The sequence below is a fragment of the Nocardia sp. NPDC058666 genome (assembly GCF_042714895.1).
Classification (GTDB): Bacteria; Actinomycetota; Actinomycetes; order Mycobacteriales; family Mycobacteriaceae; genus Nocardia.
The window spans coordinates 1-1399 of the sequence record NZ_JBHXRY010000075.1; the positions used below are offsets into that span (position 1 = coordinate 1).

At 67.5% G+C, this 1399-nt stretch carries 1 protein-coding gene and 1 pseudogene; both read left to right on the plus strand.

Features of this window, described 5'->3' with window-relative positions; genetic code table 11:
• Window positions 1-186, plus strand: a pseudogene (locus ACFWVD_RS28560) (6-phosphofructokinase); the annotation flags it as partial.
• 103 nt (window positions 187-289) lie between these two features.
• A complete protein-coding gene (locus ACFWVD_RS28565) occupies window positions 290-1246 on the plus strand; it encodes a cytochrome c oxidase assembly protein (protein WP_081524147.1) in 957 nt (318 codons plus the stop codon).
• The last annotated feature ends 153 nt before the right edge of the window (window positions 1247-1399 follow it).

Genomic DNA, 1399 nt, shown 5'->3' on the forward strand with positions numbered 1-1399 from the left:
GCGTACGACCGGGTCCTCGCCACCCGCTTCGGCTGGCACGCCGTGGAGGCCGCCCACCGCGGTGAGTTCGGCATGCTGACGGCGCTGCGCGGCACGGACATCGTGATGGTGCCGCTCTCCGAGGCGACGTCGACCCTCAAGACGGTTCCGGCCGAGCGGTACGACGAGGCGCAGACGGTTCTCTGACGCCCCTTTTGTACGCCCCCTCTATCCTGGGCCGCCCCCGCGCGCAAGAGCGTACGGGGGCGGCATTACTGTGGTGGGGCACCACGGTCAAGGGAGTGAACAGATGGATCACAGCGGGCACGGCATGGACATGGACATGGACCTGCCGCCGTTCACTCTCGGGCGTGGTCTGGAGTTCTCCTTCGACGCCTTCTTCCTGTTCGGCTCGCTGATCGGGCTCGCCCTGTACGGGTGGGGCGTGCTGCGGCTGCACCGGCGCGGGGACGCCTGGCCGATGGGCCGGACGGTCGCCTTCGTGACGGGCGTGCTGACCGTGGTCCTCGTGATGTGCACCAAGCTGAACGACTACGGCATGGTCATGTTCAGCGTGCACATGGTGCAGCACATGGTGATCAGCATGATCACCCCGATCCTGGTCCTGCTGGGCGCTCCGGTGACACTGGCGCTGCGTGCGCTGCCGCCCGCCGCCCGCGGTCACAAGGGGCCGCGCGAGCTGCTGCTCATGCTGCTGCACAGCCGGTACATGAAGGTGATCACCCACCCGGCCTTCACGATCCCGATGTTCATCGCGAGCCTGTACGCGCTGTACTTCACCCCGCTCTTCGACTTCCTGATGGAGAGCCGCACCGGGCACATCGCGATGATGGTCCACTTCCTCGCCGTCGGCCTGATCTTCTTCTGGCCGATCATGGGCATCGACCCGGGGCCGCACCGGCCGGGCTACGTCATGCGGATGCTGGAGCTGTTCGCGGGCATGCCCTTCCACGCCTTCTTCGGCATCGCCCTGATGATGGCGAGCCAGCCGATGATCAAGACGTACGCGAACCCGCCGGCGTCGCTGGGCATCGATCCGCTGCTCGACCAGCAGTGGGGCGGCGGCATCGCCTGGGCCTTCAGCGAGATCCCCTCGGTGCTGGTCCTGATCGCCCTCGTCTACCAGTGGTACCACTCCGAGCAGCGGGCCGCACGGCGGTCCGACCGGGCCGAGGAGCGCAACGGCGACAAGGAGCTGGAGGCGTACAACTCGTATCTCGCCTCGCTCCAAGCGCGTGGCCAGTAGCGCGATCCCGCCTTTGCGCGCCACCATGGGGCATGACCGGATCCGTTAAGGCGATGGCAGTCATGACCTTCGCCGCACTGGTGGCCGTGGCCGCGTACTCCGTGGCGCTCGGCAGCAACGGCTGGCTGTGGTTCGGCTGGGTGGTGCTGGGAC

Bases quoted from the DNA above. Each gene is read 5' to 3' on its own strand.
- ACFWVD_RS28565 (WP_081524147.1), top strand. From the start codon at position 290: ATGGATCACAGCGGGCACGGCATGGACATGGACATGGACCTGCCGCCG.